This window comes from Streptomyces sp. NBC_00988 (genome assembly GCF_045162645.1).
In the GTDB taxonomy this organism is placed as follows: domain Bacteria; phylum Actinomycetota; class Actinomycetes; order Streptomycetales; family Streptomycetaceae; genus Streptomyces.
The window spans coordinates 8,486,683-8,503,994 of sequence record NZ_CP108730.1; the positions used below are offsets into that span (position 1 = coordinate 8,486,683).

The following is a 17,312-nucleotide window of genomic DNA, read 5'->3' on the forward strand; positions in this document are numbered from 1 at the left end:
TCATGGAGAGAGCGAGCAGCGGAAGGTAGAGTCCAGCGGCGTGCACCTCAAGGCCCTGACCCTGCGGGGGTTCAAGTCGTTCGCCTCGGCGACCACGCTCCGGTTCGAGCCGGGGATCACGTGCGTCGTCGGACCGAACGGCTCGGGCAAGTCCAATGTCGTGGACGCGCTCAGCTGGGTCATGGGCGAACAGGGTGCCAAGTCGCTGCGCGGCGGCAAGATGGAGGACGTCATCTTCGCCGGCACCACCGGCCGCCCCCCGCTGGGCCGCGCCGAGGTGTCCCTCACCATCGACAACTCCGACGGGGCACTGCCCATCGAGTACGCCGAGGTCACCATCACGCGGATCATGTTCCGCAACGGCGGCAGCGAGTACCAGATCAACGGCGACACGTGTCGCCTCCTCGACATCCAGGAACTCCTCTCCGACTCCGGTATCGGCCGCGAGATGCACGTCATCGTCGGCCAGGGCCAGCTCGACTCCGTGCTCCACGCCGATCCCATGGGCCGCCGCGCCTTCATCGAGGAGGCGGCCGGAGTCCTCAAGCACCGCAAGCGCAAGGAGAAGGCGCTCCGCAAGCTGGACGCGATGCAGGCCAACCTCGCGCGCGTGCAGGACCTGACGGACGAACTCCGCCGCCAACTCAAGCCCCTGGGCCGCCAGGCGGCGGTGGCCCGCCGCGCGGCCGTCATCCAGGCGGATCTCCGAGACGCGCGCCTGAGGCTGCTGGCCGACGATCTCGTACGACTGCGCCAGGCGCTGAACACCGAGATCGCCGACGAGGCCGCACTGAAGGGACGCAAGGAGGCCGCCGAACTGGAGCTGCGTAAGGCGCTCCAGCGCGAGGGACTCCTGGAGGACGAGGTACGGCAGCTCACGCCGCGCCTCCAGCGCGCCCAGCAGACCTGGTACGAGCTGTCCCAGCTGGCCGAGCGGGTACGCGGCACGATCTCGCTGGCCGACGCCCGGGTGAAGAGCGCGACGTCGGCACCGCCGGAGGAACGGCGGGGCCGCGACCCCGAGGACATGGAGCGCGAGGCCGCCCGCATCCGCGAGCAGGAAGCCGAGTTGGAAGCGGCCCTGGAAGCAGCCGAGCACGCCCTGGAGGACACGGTCGCCCATCGCTCCGAACTGGAGCGGGAGTTGACGGCCGAGGAACGTCGTCTGAAGGACGTGGCCCGTTCCATCGCCGACCGCCGCGAGGGCCTCGCCCGGCTCAACGGCCAGGTCAACGCGGCCCGTTCACGCGCAGCCTCCGCTCAGGCCGAGATCGACCGCCTCGCCTCCGCCCGCGACGAGGCCCAGGAACGAGCGGTCACCGCACAGGAGGAGTACGAGGCACTCCAGGCAGAGGTGGACGGCCTGGACGCCGGCGACGCGGAACTCTCCGAGCGGCACGAGGCGGGCAAGCGCCAACTGGCCGAGGCGGAGGCCGCGTTGACGGCAGCGCGGGAAGCGGCCACGGCGGTGGAACGCAAGCGGGCCGCCACCCAGGCCCGCCACGAGGCGCTGGCGCTGGGCCTACGGCGGAAGGACGGCACCGGGATACTGCTCGGCGCCCGCGACCGCCTCACCGGAATTCTGGGCCCAGCAGCGGAACTGCTGACGGTAACCCCGGGCCACGAGGTAGCCCTGGCGGCGGCCTTCGGCGCGGCGGCGGACGCGATCGCGGTGACAACTCCGGCGTCGGCGGCGGACGCGATCCGCTTGCTGCGCAAGCAAGACGGGGGCAGGGCGGCGCTGCTGCTGGCAGGAGCCCCTGAGTATTCGACCCCGGTGACTGAGGCGCCTCAAAGGGGCGCGGGACAGCAGCCATTTGCGGCTCCGCCGCGGAGCGCGACCAGCCACGACGAGCCCGCAGGCAACAGACAGTCCTTCGCCGCTGATTTCGTCCGCGCCCCCGCCGACCTCATGCCCGCAGTCCGCCGCCTCCTGCACAACTACGTCGTCGTGGACACCCTCGAAGCCGCCGAAGAACTCGTATACACACACCCCGAGTTGACCGCGGTAACCGCCGAAGGCGACCTGCTCGGCGCCCACTTCGCCCACGGCGGCTCCGCAGGCGCCCCCAGCCTCCTCGAAGTCCAGGCCTCCGTAGACGAAGCCGCAGCCGAACTCGAAGAACTGGCCGTCCGCTGCGAGGAGTTGGCAGACGCACAGCAGGCCGCAGGCGAGCGACGCAAGGAATGCGCCGCGCTGGTTGAGGAGTTGGGGGACCGGCGCCGGGCCGCCGAGCGCGAAAAGTCGGCTGTGGCACAGCAGTTGGGGCGGTTGGCGGGCCAGGCGCGTGGCGCCGCAGGCGAGGCCGAGAGATCGACCGCGGCGGCGGCACGAGCACAGGACGCGCTCGACAAGGCCGTAGATGAAGCCGAAGTCCTCGCTGAACGGCTGGCTGTTGCTGAGGAGATGCCGGTCGAGGAGGAGCCCGATACCTCCGTGCGGGATCGGTTGGCCGCCGACGGGGCCAATGCTCGGCAGACCGAGATGGAGGCTCGGCTTCAGGTTCGTACGCATGAGGAGCGGGTCAAGGGGCTTGCCGGGCGGGCCGATTCGCTGGATCGGGGGGCCCGGGCCGAGCGGGAGGCACGCGCGCGGGCGGAGCAGCGGCTCGCGCGGTTGCGGCATGAGGCGGCCGTCGCGGAGGCTGTTGCCTTCGGGGCGCGGCAGCTGCTCGCGCACGTCGAGGTGTCCCTCGCCCGCGCCGACGAGGAGCGCACCGCCGCCGATGCCGCCAAGGCGCGGCGCGAGCAGGAGCTGGCCGCCGCCCGGATTCAGGGGCGCGACCTCAAGGGTGAGCTCGACAAGCTGACCGACTCGGTGCACCGCGGTGAGGTGCTGGGGGCCGAGAAGCGGATGCGGATCGAGCAGCTGGAGAGCAAGGCGCTGGAGGAGTTGGGGGTGGAGCCTGCGGGGCTGATCGAGGAGTACGGGCCGCATCAGCTCGTGCCGCCCTCGCTCGCCGCCGAGGGTGAGGTGCTCCCGGACGACCCGGAGGACCCGCGCAACCAGCCCCGTACGTTCCACCGCGCCGAGCAGGAGAAGCGGCTCAAGTCGGCCGAACGGGCGTACCAGCAGCTCGGGAAGGTGAACCCGCTCGCGCTGGAGGAGTTCGCGGCGCTGGAGGAGCGGCACAAGTTCCTCAGCGAGCAGCTGGAGGACCTGAAGAAGACCCGCACCGACCTGCTTCAAGTGGTGAAGGAGGTCGACGAGCGCGTCGAGCAGGTCTTCACCGAGGCCTACCGGGACACGGCCCTGCAGTTCGAGGGTGTCTTCAGCCGGCTGTTCCCCGGTGGCGAGGGGCGGCTGATCCTGACCGATCCCGACAACATGCTGACCACGGGGGTCGACGTCGAGGCGCGTCCCCCGGGCAAGAAGGTCAAGCGGCTCTCGCTGCTCTCCGGCGGGGAGCGGTCCCTCACCGCCGTAGCGCTCCTCGTGTCGATCTTCAAGGCACGGCCCAGCCCGTTCTATGTGATGGACGAGGTCGAGGCGGCGCTCGACGACACCAACCTCCAGCGGCTGATCCGGATCATGCAGGAGCTGCAGGAGGCCTCGCAGCTGATCGTGATCACCCACCAGAAGCGCACGATGGAGGTCGCCGACGCGTTGTACGGCGTCTCCATGCAGGGCGACGGGGTGTCGAAGGTCATCTCACAGCGTCTCCGCTAGACCTTCATCGTGCGTTCAAGTCCTGAACACACTGCGGTGACCTGTGGGGTTGGAATTCACACCAGACCCCCTATTGACTTCGAAACTTGAAGGCATAGTCTCTGCAACGTTGCTTTTACCTTCAGGTGGTGGGCAGCGGGAAGCTGTGCGCCACTGGAAGGGTCGCCCCCCCACCCCGGCAGCGACGCCGGTGGCCTCAGGAGTTACACGTGACCAGCACTGCGCAGGCACCTCAGTCAGGAGCCGGGCCGGCTCATCCCGAACATCTCGCGCACGTCATCTTCATCGCGGCGGCGGCCGCGATGGGCGGCTTCCTGTTCGGCTACGACAGTTCCGTGATCAATGGTGCCGTCGAGGCGATCCGCGACCGCTACGACGTGGGCTCCACGGTCCTGGCGCAGGTCATCGCCATCGCCCTGATCGGCTGTGCCATCGGCGCGGCGACCGCCGGCCGGATAGCCGACCGCATCGGCCGTATCCGCTGTATGCAGATCTCCGCCGTGCTGTTCACCATCAGCGCCGTCGGTTCGGCGCTGCCCTTCGCGCTCTGGGACCTCGCCTTCTGGCGGGTCATCGGCGGTTTCGCCATCGGTATGGCCTCCGTCATCGGCCCGGCCTACATCGCCGAGGTGTCCCCGCCCGCCTACCGCGGCCGGCTCGGCTCCTTCCAGCAGGCCGCGATCGTCATCGGCATCGCGATCTCCCAGCTGGTCAACTGGGGTCTGCTGAACGCCGCCGACGGCGACCAGCGCGGCAAGCTCATGGGCCTGGAAGCCTGGCAGGTCATGCTCGGCGTCATGGTGATCCCGGCCATCCTCTACGGCCTGCTCTCCTTCGCCATCCCCGAGTCCCCGCGCTTCCTGATCTCCGCGGGCAAGCTGAGCCGCGCGCACGAGGTGCTGCGTGAGGTCGAGGGCGACGACATCGACCTGGACGCCCGCGTCGCCGAGATCGAGCACGCGATGAAGAGCGAGCACAAGTCGACCTTCAAGGACCTGCTCGGCGGTGGCGGCTTCTTCTTCAAGCCGATCGTCTGGGTCGGCATCGGCCTCTCGGCCTTCCAGCAGCTCGTCGGCATCAACGTCGCGTTCTACTACTCCTCGACGCTGTGGCAGTCCGTCGGCGTCGACCCGACGCAGTCGTTCTTCTACTCCTTCACGACGTCGATCGTGAACATCATCGGCACCGTGATCGCCATGATCTTCGTGGACCGCATCGGCCGTAAGCCGCTGGCCCTCATCGGCTCGGTCGGCATGGTCGTCGGTCTCGCGCTGGAGGCCTGGGCCTTCTCGTACCACCTCGTCGACGGCAAGCTGCCCTCCGCGCAGGGCTGGACCGCGCTGATCGCGGCCCACGTGTTCGTCCTGTTCTTCGCCCTGTCCTGGGGTGTCGTGGTCTGGGTCTTCCTCGGCGAGATGTTCCCGAACCGGATCCGCGCCGCCGCCCTGGGTGTCGCCGCCTCCGCGCAGTGGATCGCCAACTGGGCCATCACCGCGAGCTTCCCGTCGCTGGCCGACTGGAACCTCTCCGCGACCTACGTGATCTACACGGTCTTCGCCGCGCTCTCCATCCCGTTCGTCCTGAAGTTCGTGAAGGAGACGAAGGGCAAGAGGCTGGAGGACATGGGCTGACCAGGCCCTCCCCACAAGCTCGGGGAGACGGGCTCAATCCCCCGCCGCCCGTCTCCCCGAAACCACCCCTCAGTCACCAGATGAGGACGCCGCCGCCGATCTCCCTGGCCCGGAGAGCGGCGGCCTCGATGTTGTCCAGGCGGCTCTCCACGAGGTCGGTACGTTCCCCGACCGCCGCGGCGACAGCTTCCAGATGCTCCCGCAGCAGCGCGAGCTCGCGCAGGAACTCCGGTACGTCCGAGGCCTCGACGTACAGGTCGCTGGAGGCCAGCACGGGAAGGTACACGCAGCCCAGCGAGCGCACGGGCGCCGAACCCCAGACGGTCTCGCGCCAGTTCTCGAAGCCGGCCGAGTCGTTGCACCCCTCCGGAACGTCGAGCACGTTCCACTGGCCGTCCGCGTCACGCAGGAACACATCCACAGCCAAGGTCATGACCGCAGTGGACCACCGGTCGACCGGCCGGTCCACCGGTTGCGGGTAAAGGTCACCCTCCGAATCGGGGTCACTCCCCGAGCCGCGGCAGCACCTGCTCCGCGAACAGCCGCAGGCTGCGCCATCCCTCGTCCACCGGCATCCCGCCCGACAGCGGATGCAGGACGAGGTTGTCGAGCCCCAGCGCCACGCACTCGTCCGGCGTGAGGATGCGGTAGACGCCCTCCGCGCGCAGCTCCGCCACGGTCGTCGCCCCCGACTTCACCGCCGAGCGGATGTCCCCGGACTGCCACGAGGCGTACGTCCGCGCCTCGTGCAGGAAGTGCGCCCCGTACTCGGCCCAGGCCCGGTCCGGGTCCTCGGCGATGTGCAGCAGCGGGGTCACCGCCCCCGGCATCATCGTCCAGCCCTCCGTACCGTACTCGACGAGCCGGTCCTTGTAGTACGCCTCCAGGTCCGGCAGGTGCGCGCTGGGGAAGAAGGGCAGGCCAAGGCGTGCGGCCCGACGCGCGGCGGCCTTCGAGGAACCGCCGACCAGCAGCAGGGGGTGCGGGTCGGAGAAGGGGCGCGGGGTGACCCGTACCGTACGGCCGCGGTACTCGAACTCCTCGCCGGACCACGCCTTCAGGACCGTCTCCAGCAGCTCGTCCTGGAGCTTGCCCCGGCGCTTCCAGTCCACGTCGAACTGGGCGTACTCCTCGGGCCGGTAACCGATCCCGGCCACGGTCACCAGGCGGCCGCCACTCAGCAGATCGAGTACGGCGATGTCCTCGGCCAGCCGCAGCGGGTCGTGCAGCGGGCCGATGACCGCCGAGACCGTCACCGCGATGTGCCGGGTCGCCCCGAACACCGCGCCCGCGAAGGCGAAGGGCGACGGCAGCCAGTTGTTGGCGACACCGTGGTGCTCCTCCGTCTGCACGGTGGTGATCCCGTGCTCGTCGGCGTACGTGGCCATCTCCAGGGCGGCCCGGTAGCGGGCGCTCAGTGAGGCGGGGGTGGCGCCGGGTTCGACGAGGTTGAAGCGTACGACCGAGACGGGCATGGGAGGTCCCCCTTCGTGTGTGGTGGGGGACGCTAGCTGACGGTGCATCAGATGGCCATGGGCGCGGCTACGGCCGTCCGGGCTTCCTCGTGTGTACGAGGCCGGGGGCGTCCGACGCCCCCGGCCGTGCCCGCGCTGGGCCCCGGCGAGACCCATGGCTGATACTGGGTGGGTTATGGAAACCGTCATCCTTGCTGTAGTCATCGCCGTGGTCGTGCTCGGTGCGCTCGGCGGGCTCGTCGTCGGCAGCCGGCGCAAGAAGCCGCTGCCCCCGCCGCCCACCTCCGTGCCCGACATCACCGCCCCGCCGGCCGAGCCGCACGTCGGCGACGAGGCCGAGACGCCGCGCGACGAAGCGCGCCGGACGATAGAGGAGGTGGATCTTCCGGACGGCTCGGCTCCGGTCGTAGTCGAGGAGCCGCCCGCCGCACTCGATGTTCCCGAGCCGACCGCCGGACGGCTCGTCCGGCTGCGCTCGCGGCTCTCCCGCTCCCAGAACGCGCTCGGCAAGGGGCTCCTCGTGCTCCTGTCGCGCGAGCACCTCGACGAGGACACCTGGGAGGAGATCGAGGAGATCCTCCTCACCGCCGACGTCGGCGTGGCGCCCACCCAGGAACTGGTCGACGGGCTGCGCGAGCGCGTGAAGGTGCTCGGCACCCGCACCCCGCAGGAGCTGCGCACGCTGCTGCGCGAGGAGCTGCTCAAGCTGGTCGGCACCGACGTCGACCGCACGGTCAAGACCGAGCCCGAGGACCGCAAGCCCGGCATCGTGATGGTCGTCGGGGTCAACGGCACCGGCAAGACCACCACCACCGGCAAGCTCGCCCGCGTCCTCGTGGCCGACGGGCGGACCGTCGTGCTCGGCGCCGCCGACACCTTCCGGGCCGCCGCCGCCGACCAGTTGCAGACCTGGGGCGAGCGCGTCGGTGCCCACACCGTGCGCGGGCCCGAGGCCGGTGACCCCGCCTCCGTCGCGTTCGACGCGGTGAAGGAGGGCAAGGAGATGGGGGTCGACGTCGTCCTCATCGACACGGCCGGGCGGCTGCACACGAAGACCGGGCTCATGGACGAGCTGGGGAAGGTCAAGCGGGTCGTCGAGAAGCACGCGCCGCTGGACGAGATCCTGCTCGTGCTCGACGCCACCACCGGGCAGAACGGGCTGGTGCAGGCACGGGTCTTCGCCGAGGTCGTCGACATCACCGGGATCGTCCTGACCAAGCTCGACGGTACGGCCAAGGGCGGCATCGTGATCGCCGTGCAGCGTGAACTGGGTGTGCCGGTGAAGCTGATCGGGCTCGGTGAAGGTGCGGACGATTTGGCGCCGTTCGAGCCGGAGGCGTTTGTTGACGCCCTTATCGGCGACTGACGTTCCCTGGGTTGCGCGGTTCCTCTGTCCGCGCGCCGGTGGGGGCTTGTCGCGCCCACGCGGCGGAGCCGCAGATGTCACAGCCCCGCGCCCCTTGCGGGGGCGCTGTAGTCGGCCCCCGTTCAAAAAGTGCCCGTCCCCAACTCGCGGTTGGGGACGGGCACTTCGTCGTTCTACGACTACGCGCGCGACCTGTGTGCCACGTACGCCAGCGTGCCCAACAGCAGCCGCGCGGCCGGTGGTTTGGTCGCCGAGTCGAGGGCGGGGGAGCGGAGCCAGCGGACCGGGCCCAGGCCTCCTCGGTCGGAGGGCGGGGCGGTGATGTGGGTGCCCGGGCCCAGGCCGCGGAGGTCGAGGGAGGTGGGGTCGTCCCAGCCCATGCGGTAGAGGAGGGCGGGGAGTTCGGCGGCGGCGCCGGGGGCGACGAAGAAGTGGGCGCGGTGGTCGGGGGTCGCCGCGACCGGGCCGAGCGGGAGGCCCATCCGCTCCAGGCGGGCCAGTGCGCGGCGGCCGGCGGGCTCGGCCACCTCGATCACGTCGAACGCGCGGCCCACGGGCAGCATGATCGCGGCGCCGGGCAACTCGGCCCAGGCGTCGGTGACTTCGTCGAGGGTCGCACCGGCCCGTACTTCCGGAGCGAAGGTCAGTGGATGTGCGCCCGGCGTGGGGCACTGGGTGTCGCCGCAGGAACACGCGCCGCCCGCGGCCCGTGCGCCCGCGACCACGTCCCAGCCCCACAGGCCGGTGAACTCGGCCACCGTTGTGCACTCCGACGCGCGGCCGCGGCGGCGCGTGCCGGACCGGATGTCGCGGATACCCCGGCTGCTGCCGATCGTGAAGCCCATGCCCCCTCCAACGGGTCCAACGCACCGGTGGTTACGAGACGGATGCGTGTCGTCACTCTGTGTTCACGCCTGCCCCGTGCCGCGTGGTCCAGGCGGCGTCCGGGAGTGCCTTGGGTGGTGTGCTCGACGGTGTGCGCCCCTGCGTGCACCGCTGCGCCCACCTTCGGCCGTCCTATGTCAAGTGAATCGTGCGCGGGCAACCGTAGGTTCATTCGAAGGGGTGGCGAATGGTGGCGTTTCCGGGATCGCCGTGGCTGGACGGGTGATCGTAGGATTACTTTGAGTGCACAAGTCCTCGGGGCACATGCGCTTGTGGGTATGCCGGAGGCAACTCGTCATCTCGTTCGAAGGGTGACAAGTGCGGGACGGGAAGCCGTATTTACCGGCATTCTGATAGGGCTTGGCGCACAGCGGCGACAAGTGGTTCCAGGGATGGGGGCGTTCCAGTGGGCGGCAACGGCGGAAGCGGGACAACCGCGGCCAGTACGGAGAAGCGCCCCAATGAGCTGCTCGGCTCGTGGTTCGTGCGCAGCGGCTGGTCCAAGGGTGAGCTGGCGCGTCAAGTGAACCGCAGGGCGCGACAGTTGGGGGCCAACCACATCTCCACGGACACCTCGCGCGTGCGCCGCTGGCTGGACGGCGAGAACCCGCGCGAGCCGATCCCGAGGATCCTCTCGGAGCTGTTCTCCGAGCGCTTCGGCTGTGTCGTCTCGGTCGAGGACCTGGGCCTGCGCGCGGCCCGCCAGGCACCCTCCGTGTCCGGCGTCGACCTGCCGTGGACGGCCCCGCAGACGGTGGCCCTGCTCAGCGAGTTCTCCCGCAGCGACCTCATGCTGGCCCGGCGCGGCTTCCTCGGGGCCTCGCTGGCCCTGTCCGCGGGACCGACGCTCATCGAGCCCATGCAGCGCTGGCTGGTCCCCGGCCCCTCGGCCCACCACCCGGAGCCCGAGCCCGCGAGCGCCTCCCGGCATCAGGGGCGGCTCTCCCGGCCCGAGTTGGAGCTGCTGGAGTCCACCACGGCGATGTTCCGCAAGTGGGACGCCCAGTGCGGCGGCGGCCTGCGGCGCAAGGCGGTCGTAGGACAGCTGCACGAGGTGACCGACCTGCTTCAGGAGCCCCAACCCGAGGCCACCACGCGGAAGTTGTTCAAGGTCGCCGCCGAACTCGCCGAGCTGGCCGGGTGGATGTCGTACGACGTGGGGCTCCAGCCCACCGCGCAGAAGTACTTCGTCCTCGCCCTGCACGCCGCCAAGGAGGCGGGCGACAAGCCGCTCGGGTCGTACGTCCTGTCCAGCATGAGCCGGCAGATGATCCACCTCGGGCGGCCCGACGACGCGCTGGAGCTGATCCACCTCGCGCAGTACGGCAGCCGGGACTGCGCGAGCCCGCGCACCCAGTCGATGCTGTATGCGATGGAGGCCCGCGCCTACGCCAACATGGGGCAGCCCGGCAAGTGCAAGCGGGCCGTCCGGATGGCCGAGGACACCTTCGGGGACGTACACGACTGGGACGACCCGGACCCGGACTGGATCCGTTTCTTCTCCGAGGCCGAGCTGTACGGCGAGAACTCGCACTCCTATCGCGACCTCGCCTACGTCGCCGGCCGCAGCCCCGCCTACGCCTCGCTGGCCGAGCCCGTCATGCAGCGGGCGGTGGACCTCTTCGCCAAGGACGAGGTGCACCAGCGGTCGTACGCACTCAACCTCATCGGCATGGCCACCGTGCACCTCCTGCAGCGGGAGCCCGAGCAGAGCGCGCTGCTGGCGACGGAGGCGATGACCGTCGCCAAGAAGGTGCGCTCCGAGCGCGTCAACACTCGTATCCGAAAGACCGTCGACACGGCGGTCCGCGACTTCGGTGAACTGGCCGTGGTCGTCGACCTCACCGACCGGCTCGCGATCGAGCTGCCGGAGACCGCCGAAGCGGTCTGACACCCCGAACCCCGGCCGCGGCCGGCCCTCCCGAACCGCCCGACTCGGCTCCCCCATGCCAGGTCATCGGAAGGCCGACCGCGGCCGGTCCTGTCCGCGGACACCGAGCGGGTGGCGCCGGTGCGGCAGGTGAGGTCCGGGTGGTCGGAGGACCGTCCGGCTCTTCGGAACTCGTATTCGAAAGACCGTCGACACTGCGGTACGCGGTGTCCGTGGTCCGGCCGAAAACGTCGGCCCCGCCGAGAGGGTCCCGACCGGGCCCCGGGAGAGCGCCGAAGGGGTCCGAGCCCCATGCCCCGGCGCCCCCGCGCCGAGCCGTCGGGAGGCGGACCGCGGCCGGTTTCCGGCCGTCGGAAAAGGTTGCGCCACGATAACGATCGCGCGGCCGGAGATCCGGCGGTTCATCGACGCGTAACACGCACGGCGCCTTCGTCACTCCGGTGAAACATCGAGGGGCTTCGACGGAAACCGCGCTGCGCCAATCTCATGGCGCATAACCGGACCCCCCGCCTTGACCGGACCGCATACAGGCTTCGCCCGCACGGGGCCGTACAACCGACGAGGAGACGCCGATGGCATCAGCCGCCATCACGCTTGCCGCTGAGGCACCCAAACTGTCCTCCGCGAACACAGGCTTCATGCTGATCTGTTCTGCCCTGGTGCTGCTCATGACACCGGGACTCGCCTTCTTCTACGGAGGCATGGTCCGCGTCAAGAGCACCCTGAACATGCTGATGATGAGCTTCATCAGCATCGGGATCGTCACCATCCTGTGGGTGCTCTACGGCTTCTCGCTCGCCTTCGGTTCGAGTAACGGCTTCATCGGCTACGACTCCCACTGGCTCGGCATGAGCGACGTCGGCCTGACGGACCTCTGGCCCGGCTACACCATCCCGATCTTCGTGTTCATGGTCTTCCAGATGATGTTCGCCGTCATCACGCCCGCCCTGATAAGCGGTGCCATCGCAGACCGCGTCAAGTTCTCGGCCTGGGCGCTCTTCGTCGCCCTGTGGCTCACGGTCGTCTACGTCCCGGTCGCCCACTGGGTGTGGGGCGCCGACGGCTGGGCCTACAAGCTCGGTGTGATCGACTTCGCCGGTGGTACGGCGGTCCACATCAACGCCGGTGCCGGCGCCCTCGGCGTCATCCTGGTCATCGGCAAGCGTGTCGGCTTCAAGCGTGACCCCATGCGTCCGCACAGCCTCCCGCTGGTCATGCTCGGCTGCGGTCTGCTGTGGTTCGGCTGGTTCGGCTTCAACGCCGGCTCGTGGCTCGGCAACGACGACGGCGTCGGCGCGCTGATGTTCGTCAACACCCAGGTCGCCACCGCCGCCGCCATGCTCGCCTGGCTCGCCTACGAGAAGATCCGGCACGGCGCGTTCACCACGCTCGGCGCGGCCTCGGGTGCCGTCGCCGGTCTGGTCGCCATCACCCCGTCCGGTGGTGCGGTCTCCCCGCTCGGCGCGATCGCCGTCGGCGCCATCGCCGGTGTCGGCTGTGCCGCGGCCGTCGGCCTGAAGTACAAGTTCAACATCGACGACTCCCTCGACGTCGTCGGCGTCCACATGGTCGGCGGTATCCTCGGCTCCCTGCTCATCGGCTTCTTCGCCACCGGCAAGGGCCAGTCCGCCGCGACCGGCGTCTTCTACGGCGACCACTCCTTCACCCAGCTGTGGAAGCAGTTCGCCGGTGTCGGCGCGGTCCTCGGCTACTCCCTGGTCGCCTCGGCGGTCCTCGCCTTCCTCATCGACAAGACCATCGGTATGCGGGTCACCGAGGACGAAGAGGTCGCCGGCATCGACCAGGCCGAGCACGCCGAGACCGCATACGACTTCAGCGGCGCCGGCGGTGGCATCGGCAGCTCCGCTCTCGCCGCCCCGGAGACGAAGAAGGTGGACGCATGAAGCTCATCACCGCCGTCGTGAAGCCCCACCGGCTCGACGAGATCAAGGAAGCCCTCCAGGCCTTCGGGGTCCACGGTCTGACGGTCACCGAAGCGAGCGGCTACGGTCGTCAGCGGGGACACACCGAGGTCTACCGGGGCGCCGAGTACACGGTCGACCTGGTCCCCAAGATCCGCATCGAGGTGCTGGCCGAGGACGACGACGCCGAGCAGCTGATCGACGTCATCGTCAAGGCCGCCCGAACCGGCAAGATCGGTGACGGCAAGGTCTGGTCCCTCCCGGTCGAGACGGCCGTCCGGGTCAGGACCGGCGAGCGCGGACCGGACGCGCTCTAAAAAGAAACAGAACAGGAGTCGCTGGGTGTCGAGTACGGACGTGCGCAAGGATGCAGAGGACTCCGGACCCAGCGGCTATGCGGCGGCCCGGCTGCGCCTCCTCACTGAGGGGGTGCGGTCCGGGCCGCCGCGCCGTGCGGCCCTCGCCGAACTGACCGACGACTGGCTGACCGGCCTCTTCACCGCCGGCTCCGAGGCCCTCAAGGGCGTCTCCCTGGTCGCCGTCGGCGGCTACGGCCGCGGCGAACTCTCCCCGCGCAGCGACCTCGACCTGCTCCTCCTGCACGACGGCGGCGACTCCGGCGCGGTCGCCGCGCTGGCCGACCGCATCTGGTACCCGGTCTGGGACCTCGGCCTCGCCCTCGACCACTCCGTCCGTACCCCCGCGGAAGCCCGCAAGACCGCCGGCGAGGACCTCAAGGTCCAGCTCGGCCTCCTCGACGCCCGCCACATCGCCGGCGACCTCGGCCTGACCGCCTCCCTGCGCACGGCCGTCCTCGCCGACTGGCGCAACCAGGCGCCCAAGCGCCTCCCCGAACTCCAGGAACTCTGCGCCGAACGCGCCGAGCGCCAGGGCGAGTTGCAGTACCTCCTCGAACCCGACCTCAAGGAGGCCCGCGGCGGCCTCCGCGACGCCACCGCGCTGCGCGCCGTAGCCGCCTCCTGGCTCGCCGACGCCCCGCGCGAGGGCCTCGCCGACGCCCGCCGCCGGCTCCTCGACGTGCGCGACGCCCTGCACCTCACCACCGGCCGCGCGACCGACCGGCTCGCACTCCAGGAGCAGGACCAGGTCGCCGCCGAGCTGGGCCTCCTCGACGCGGACACCCTGCTCCGGCAGGTCTACGAAGCGGCACGCGTCGTGTCGTACGCCAGTGATGTCACCTGGCGTGAAGTGGGGCGCGTGCTGCGGTCGCGCGCCGTGCGGCCGAGGCTGCGCGCCATGCTCGGCGGGGGCGCGAAACCCGCCGCCGAACGCTCCCCGCTGGCCGAAGGGGTCGTAGAACAGGACGGCGAGGTGGTGCTCGCCCGCGCCGCACGCCCCGAGCGTGACCCCGTCCTTCCGCTGCGCGCCGCCGCTGCCGCCGCGCAGGCCGGTCTTCCGCTCTCGCTGCACGCCGTACGGCGCCTCGCGGCCACCGTTCGCCCGTTGCCCACGCCCTGGCCCGCCGAGGCGCGCGAACAGCTCGTGACGCTGCTCGGTTCCGGGCAGCCCACGGTGGACGTGTGGGAGGCGCTGGAGGCCGAGGGTCTGATCACCCGCCTTCTCCCCGACTGGGAGCGGGTGCGCTGCCGCCCGCAGCGCAACGCCGTGCACATCTGGACCGTCGACCGGCACCTCATCGAAACCGCCGTCCGCGCCTCGGAGTTCGCCCGCCGCGTCAGCCGCCCCGACCTCCTGCTGGTCGCCGCGCTGCTGCACGACATCGGCAAGGGCTGGCCCGGCGACCACTCGGTGGCCGGCGAGATCATCGCCAAGGACGTGGCCGCCCGCATCGGCTTCGACCGCGCGGAAGTCGCCGTACTCGCCACTCTCGTACGTCATCACCTGCTGCTCATCGAGACGGCGACCCGGCGTGACCTGGAGGACCCGGCGACGGTCCGTTCGGTCGCCGAGGCGGTCGGGACGACGAGCACCCTGGAACTGCTGCACGCGCTGACCGAGGCGGACGCGCTGGCCACCGGACCGGCCGCCTGGTCGTCCTGGCGTGCGGGCCTCGTCACCGACCTGGTCAAGCGGGTCGCCGCGGTCCTCTCCGGGGACGCCCCCGAGGAGCCCGAGGCGGGCGCGGCCACCGCCGAACAGGAACGGCTCGCGATCGAGGCGGTCGCCACCGGCGGCCCGGTGCTGGCCCTGCGCGCCCAGACAGAACCCCCGACCGAGGACGAGCCCGCCGGTGACCCCGAACCGCTCGGCGTGGAACTCCTGATCGCCGTACCGGACCAGCCGGGCGTGCTCCCCGCGGTGGCCGGCGTCCTGGCGATGCACCGCCTGACGGTCCGTACGGCGGAGCTGCGCGCGCTCGACCTGCCGGACGGCGTGGAGGGCTCGGTGCTCCTGCTGAACTGGCGGGTCGCCGCCGAGTACGGCTCCCTGCCCCAGGCCGCCCGGCTGCGCGCCGATCTCGTACGGGCTCTGGACGGATCCCTGGACATCGCGGGCCGCCTCGCCGAGCGCGACGCCGCGTACCCGCGCCGCCGGGGTGTCGTGGCCCCGCCGGCCCGCGTGACGGTCGCCCCGGCCGCCTCCCGGCACGCCACGGTCATCGAGGTGCGCGCGCACGACGCCCCGGGGCTGCTGCACCGGATCGGACGGGCCCTCGACGACGTGGGGGTACGGGTCCGCAGCATGCACGTCTCGACCCTGGGGTCCAACGCGGTCGACGCGTTCTACGTGACGACCGCGGAGGGTGTGCCGCTGGTGGGGGACGAGGCGGCGTCGGTGGCACGGAAGCTGGAAGAGACCCTGCGGGCCTGAGCCCGTCCCGGCTTTCCGACCCCGCGGGCGGGGACGATTCGCTTGCGCGGCCGGATACCCTGGAAGACGCTCACACTGCCCCCGACTCCGAGGACCGACGCCGCCGTGTTCGATACTCTCTCCGACCGCCTCTCAGCGACCTTCAAGAATCTGCGCGGCAAGGGGCGTCTGAGCGAGGCGGACATCGACGCCACCGCGCGCGAGATCCGTATCGCCCTCCTCGAAGCGGACGTGGCGCTGCCGGTCGTACGGACGTTCATCAAGAACGTCAAGGACCGCGCCCTCGACTCCGACGTCAACAAGGCGCTGAACCCGGCCCAGCAGGTCCTGAAGATCGTCAACGACGAACTCGTCACGATCCTCGGCGGCGAGACCCGGCGTCTGCGCTTCGCCAAGAACCCGCCGACCGTGATCATGCTCGCGGGTCTGCAGGGTGCCGGTAAGACGACCCTCGCGGGCAAGCTCGGCAAGTGGCTCAAGGACCAGGGGCACTCGCCGCTGCTCGTCGCGGCCGACCTCCAGCGCCCGAACGCGGTGAACCAGCTGAGCGTCGTCGCCGAGCGCGCCGGTGTCGCGGTCTACGCGCCCGAGCCGGGCAACGGTGTGGGCGACCCGGTCAAGGTCGCCAAGGACTCCATCGAGTTCGCGAAGTCCAAGGTCCACGACATCGTGATCGTGGACACCGCGGGCCGCCTCGGCATCGACCAGGAGCTGATGCAGCAGGCCGCGGACATCCGTGACGCGGTCTCGCCGGACGAGATCCTCTTCGTCGTCGACGCGATGATCGGCCAGGACGCGGTCAACACCGCCGAGTCCTTCCGCGACGGCGTCGGCTTCGACGGCGTGGTGCTCTCCAAGCTCGACGGCGACGCCCGCGGTGGTGCGGCCCTGTCGATCGCCTCGGTCACCGGCAAGCCGATCATGTTCGCGTCGAACGGCGAGAAGCTCGACGACTTCGACGCCTTCCACCCGGACCGGATGGCCTCCCGCATCCTCGACATGGGTGACCTGCTCACCCTGATCGAGCAGGCGGAGAAGACGTTCAGCCAAGAAGAGGCCGAGAAGATGGCCTCCAAGCTGGCGTCCAAGAAGGGCCAGGACTTCACCCTCGACGACTTCCTGTCCCAGATGGAACAGGTCAGGAAGATGGGCAGCATCAGCAAGCTGCTCGGCATGCTCCCCGGCATGGGCCAGATCAAGGACCAGATCAACAACCTGGACGAGCGGGACGTCGACCGTACGGCCGCGATCATCAAGTCGATGACCCCGGCCGAGCGCCAGGAGCCGACGATCATCAACGGCTCGCGCCGCGCCCGTATCGCCAAGGGCTCCGGCGTCGAGGTCAGCGCCGTGAAGGGCCTGGTCGAGCGGTTCTTCGAGGCCCGCAAGATGATGTCCCGCATGGCGCAGGGCGGCGGGATGCCCGGCATGCCGGGGATGCCGGGCATGGGCGGCGGCCCCGGCCGCACCAAGAAGCAGCCCAAGCAGGCCAAGGGCAAGCAGCGTTCCGGCAACCCGATGAAGCGCAAGCAGCAGGAGCTGGAAGAGGCCAAGCGCCGCGAGGCCGGCGCCGCGCAGGGCGGCAACGCGTTCGGACTGCCCGAGCAGGGCGGCCAGGACTTCGAGCTGCCGGACGAGTTCAAGAAGTTCATGGGCTGAGCTTGAGAAGGTCCATGGGC

The 17,312-nt window shown here is 70.4% G+C and carries 11 protein-coding genes; 8 read left to right on the forward strand and 3 right to left on the reverse strand.

What is annotated here, in order from left to right; genetic code table 11:
• The first annotated feature begins 40 nt into the window (after positions 1-40).
• Together smc and OG496_RS39115 are read left to right on the forward strand one after the other, a co-directional pair.
• Entirely contained in the window at positions 41-3,670 is a 3,630-nt protein-coding gene (gene smc, locus OG496_RS39110; protein WP_405974213.1) for a chromosome segregation protein SMC, read from the forward strand.
• A gap of 209 nt (positions 3,671-3,879) precedes the next feature.
• Positions 3,880-5,301 (forward strand): sugar porter family MFS transporter, encoded by a 1,422-nt coding sequence (locus tag OG496_RS39115; protein WP_405974214.1) that lies wholly within the window; start codon positions 3,880-3,882, stop codon positions 5,299-5,301.
• A gap of 73 nt (positions 5,302-5,374) precedes the next feature.
• Here OG496_RS39115 and OG496_RS39120 read toward each other — a convergent pair whose 3' ends face one another.
• Both OG496_RS39120 and OG496_RS39125 read right to left on the reverse strand, forming a co-directional pair.
• A complete protein-coding gene (locus tag OG496_RS39120) occupies positions 5,375-5,734 on the reverse strand; it encodes a hypothetical protein (RefSeq protein WP_327401041.1) in 360 nt (119 codons plus the stop codon).
• Between the two features lie 70 nt (positions 5,735-5,804).
• Positions 5,805-6,776, reverse strand: a complete 972-nt coding sequence (locus OG496_RS39125; RefSeq protein ID WP_405974215.1) for an LLM class flavin-dependent oxidoreductase — start codon at positions 6,774-6,776, stop codon at positions 5,805-5,807.
• Positions 6,777-6,951: 175 nt separating this feature from the next.
• Between OG496_RS39125 and ftsY the strand changes: the two genes are divergently transcribed.
• Complete coding sequence (gene ftsY, locus OG496_RS39130) at positions 6,952-8,142, forward strand: signal recognition particle-docking protein FtsY (RefSeq protein ID WP_405974216.1); 1,191 nt, start codon at positions 6,952-6,954, stop codon at positions 8,140-8,142.
• A 179-nt stretch (positions 8,143-8,321) separates the two neighbouring features.
• On the opposite strand, the gene OG496_RS39135 is transcribed toward ftsY, so the two are convergent.
• On the reverse strand, positions 8,322-8,987 hold the full coding sequence (locus tag OG496_RS39135; protein WP_405974217.1) for a bifunctional DNA primase/polymerase: 666 nt from the start codon (positions 8,985-8,987) through the stop codon (positions 8,322-8,324).
• A 446-nt stretch (positions 8,988-9,433) separates the two neighbouring features.
• Between OG496_RS39135 and OG496_RS39140 the strand changes: the two genes are divergently transcribed.
• The 5 genes from OG496_RS39140 (at position 9,434) to ffh (ending at position 17,292) form a co-directional block, all read left to right on the forward strand.
• Positions 9,434-10,918 carry a hypothetical protein gene (locus OG496_RS39140; protein ID WP_366490187.1) on the forward strand — a complete coding sequence of 495 codons (1,485 nt, stop codon included), beginning with the start codon at positions 9,434-9,436 and terminating at the stop codon, positions 10,916-10,918.
• 572 nt (positions 10,919-11,490) lie between these two features.
• On the forward strand, positions 11,491-12,822 hold the full coding sequence (locus OG496_RS39145) for an ammonium transporter (RefSeq protein ID WP_366490189.1): 1,332 nt from the start codon (positions 11,491-11,493) through the stop codon (positions 12,820-12,822).
• Positions 12,819-13,157, forward strand: coding sequence for a P-II family nitrogen regulator (locus OG496_RS39150; protein WP_003997576.1), 339 nt, complete (start codon positions 12,819-12,821; stop codon positions 13,155-13,157). The genes OG496_RS39145 and OG496_RS39150 overlap by 4 nt, the downstream gene beginning before the upstream one ends.
• A 25-nt stretch (positions 13,158-13,182) precedes the next feature.
• Positions 13,183-15,633, forward strand: a complete 2,451-nt coding sequence (locus tag OG496_RS39155; protein ID WP_366490190.1) for a [protein-PII] uridylyltransferase — start codon at positions 13,183-13,185, stop codon at positions 15,631-15,633.
• Positions 15,634-15,738: 105 nt separating this feature from the next.
• The gene (ffh, locus tag OG496_RS39160; RefSeq protein ID WP_366490191.1) at positions 15,739-17,292 is read left to right on the forward strand and encodes a signal recognition particle protein; all 1,554 of its coding nucleotides are present in this window, start codon (positions 15,739-15,741) and stop codon (positions 17,290-17,292) included.
• Positions 17,293-17,312 lie beyond the last annotated feature (20 nt).